General features: G+C 41.7%; 4 protein-coding genes. All 4 read right to left on the minus strand.

The features are described 5' to 3' along the window. Positions 1 to 31: 31 nt before the first annotated feature. The 4 genes from FTV31_RS16210 to FTV31_RS16225 all read right to left on the minus strand — a co-directional run bounded on the left by FTV31_RS16210 (position 32) and on the right by FTV31_RS16225 (position 2,462). Positions 32 to 355, minus strand: a complete 324-nt coding sequence (locus tag FTV31_RS16210) for a hypothetical protein (RefSeq protein ID WP_179991768.1) — start codon at positions 353 to 355, stop codon at positions 32 to 34. A 256-nt stretch (positions 356 to 611) separates the two neighbouring features. Continuing rightward, positions 612 to 1,919 (minus strand): protein rep, encoded by a 1,308-nt coding sequence (locus FTV31_RS16215; protein ID WP_257221987.1) that lies wholly within the window; start codon positions 1,917 to 1,919, stop codon positions 612 to 614. 85 nt (positions 1,920 to 2,004) lie between these two features. Next, positions 2,005 to 2,295: a hypothetical protein gene (locus FTV31_RS16220; protein WP_179991767.1), complete on the minus strand. Its 291-nt coding sequence runs from the start codon at positions 2,293 to 2,295 to the stop codon at positions 2,005 to 2,007. Continuing rightward, complete coding sequence (locus FTV31_RS16225; protein WP_179995794.1) at positions 2,292 to 2,462, minus strand: hypothetical protein; 171 nt, start codon at positions 2,460 to 2,462, stop codon at positions 2,292 to 2,294. Before FTV31_RS16225 ends, FTV31_RS16220 begins: the two co-directional genes overlap by 4 nt. Positions 2,463 to 2,550: the final 88 nt, after the last annotated feature.

Genomic DNA, 2,550 nt, shown 5'->3' on the forward strand with positions numbered 1-2,550 from the left:
AGCCATAGGCTTGTTAGCCGTAACCTCAAAATTAGTCATCCGCCATATCTCCAGAATTGATTGACTGGCGATCCTTCAATAAATCCTGAAGAATCCGCCCCTCCTCAACCTGAATGTCATGCAAAGTGTCTTCATCGAGATTTAAAGATAAATAAACCTGATCAAGAGCAATAGCCAAAAGATCATTCAAGACTTTATTTCGAGAGCTGTTTAAGTGTTTTGCAAGAGATTCAACTTTCGCATGAAGATGCAATTGGATACGGAAAGGAACTTGAAAATATGCACCGTGATAGCTAGAACGACCTGTTTTTTTAAGTTCAGCAACAAACAAATCTAAATTAGTTGGCTCAGTCATAATGATATACCCTGTATATGTAAAAAAATTAAAGTAGCTTAACTGGTGAGTTATTTATATATCATTATTCTTTGTGGCGCAACCCTGCGGGATTGCTAAAAGCTCCCACTTAGGTGCTAAGGGGAGCTTTGTAATCAGGGAAAGGAAAGTTAAGAGTTTTTATTGCGTCAGTTCGCAGGCACTCCGCCTGCTCTAACTCTTACGTGTTGCAGTAGAATTTTCAGAATGCACGCTTACGCGTTTCTCAAGAAACAGGCTAACCAATAAAAGCTAATAGCCTATGCTCAACATACGGGAATAGGTCAATATTATATAAATATCCGTCCCATCTTCGGATTCGTTGCCGAACCCGAACACGGGTAGCAGGTGGGATTCTCCAGTGGGCTTTTTTGCGTCCTCGCTTCATTTTCACGTGCTGCGTGCCCTCGCCACGACCGAAAATGATAGCTTCGTCCTTAGTCGCCAATGCTACAGCTTCACAACGTCGGTCGGTCGTCGTCGCAACTCCTCCTCCTCCTCCTAGTTCCGCTTTCGCCTTTGGCTCTACGTTGCGTGTAACAATCAAGTCATAGTATGAATGCTTGGCATAGTTGAATTTGTAAAGCATTTCGAGATATGGCAAAGACTGATCGTCTGGAAGTTCGTCCGTAGCTTCTTCAGGGATTTTGACACCCCATAAAAGACCAAATGAGCCAGTTAAGCGACGCCCCTTGAGAATCTTAAAAGCCTCCCAAGTCTTTTCAACCGATAGATCACCAAACTTTAAAGCGTACTTACAGACCTCTGCTGCTGCTCCCGCATAGCCTGAACCCTTTTCTTTTTTCGCCCTGCGAACGTCTACAATATAAGAATCACCAGTGAGGCTTTGCCAATATTCCGCAAACTCTTGCTGATCAATCCAGCTATCCACCAGTGCAAACATGTGAATATGGGGATGCCATTCACCTGTTTTTTCGTTATACGTGTTTTCGTATGAGTACATAGCGCCCTGAACCTTACAAAACTCGTTGTACCCTCGACCCTTCTTGATGAAGTCTCTACGACGCTCTAGGAGCTTCCTAAAGGCGTTTAGAAGATGGTCGGCACGTTCCCGTAGGTCAGAACCGTTTTTTACTGTGAGCGTGATTAGAACGGGCTTGAGCTTGCGATTTTGCGTTAATACTTCATCAATACGTTGAACGTATCGAGTAACAGCACGGGAGGCACGAATAGCAGCGCAGAAAGGGCAAAGCAAATGCTGCCCGCATGTTTGGATTTTTGTTAGTTTGATTTCACCCAAAGTATAGAAATTTTTGAATAGCAGATAGTTTCCGCACTCATTCAATTTTTGGGCAGATTTAAGAGCCGCAATAGATTCATCGTTTTTAACGTCTTTAACATAGTTCTCTTTAAACTTGGCTAGTGTAAAAAGATAGTTTTCTTGGTTTTTAGCCCTATGTTTTAAAGTCGCAAAACGTGTTATTCTATCCGAATGTTGATCTTCGCAAGAAGATTCCAAAGCCTGTAATTCAACGCCCGCCAAAGCAGCCGAATTATGGGCTTTTTTATTGCCTTTTTTAGTCAATTTTTGTCCCCACTTTAATCAATAGTATCAAGAGAAAGAAAAAACAGCGAGTAGGCAAGCCTAACTCACTGTTTTTTTTCGTGTTTCACACGGTTTTTGCTAATTCAGGCTGTGCGCCTTTTGCGACATAAAAAATCACATTACGTCCGCTTGCCATTGCTCCAACAGCAATAGAAATTTTTTGATTTAAGAAGTCGATAAAATCACGATGATTTTCGACTGATAATGTAAAAAGCTCATTTTTTACATCACCGTTTGGAAGCTCCATAGCTCCCAAAATTTGCACCTTGTCACGATCTTCAAAGGCTTCGCCTTTCTTGTTTGTTCCGCCTTGTTGAGTAAAGACGTTTAATACTGTTCCCTCTAACTTAATCATCTTGGAAAACCCTCAATCACTTTTAATCGACCCTCAACAACAGCAATAGCAAATAACGTGATGTCACGTTTTTTATCTAAATGCTCCTGCAACACTTTTTTAAAATATGAAGCAGCTTCATCAAGTGAAGCCATAGGCTTGTTAGCCGTAACCTCAAAATTAGTCATCCGCCATATCTCCAGAATTGATTGACTGGCGATCCTTCAATAAATCCTGAAGAATCCGCCCCTCCTCAACCTGAATGTCATGCAAAGT

This window comes from Acinetobacter sp. YH16031 (genome assembly GCF_013417335.1).
Taxonomy (GTDB): Bacteria; Pseudomonadota; Gammaproteobacteria; order Pseudomonadales; family Moraxellaceae; genus Acinetobacter.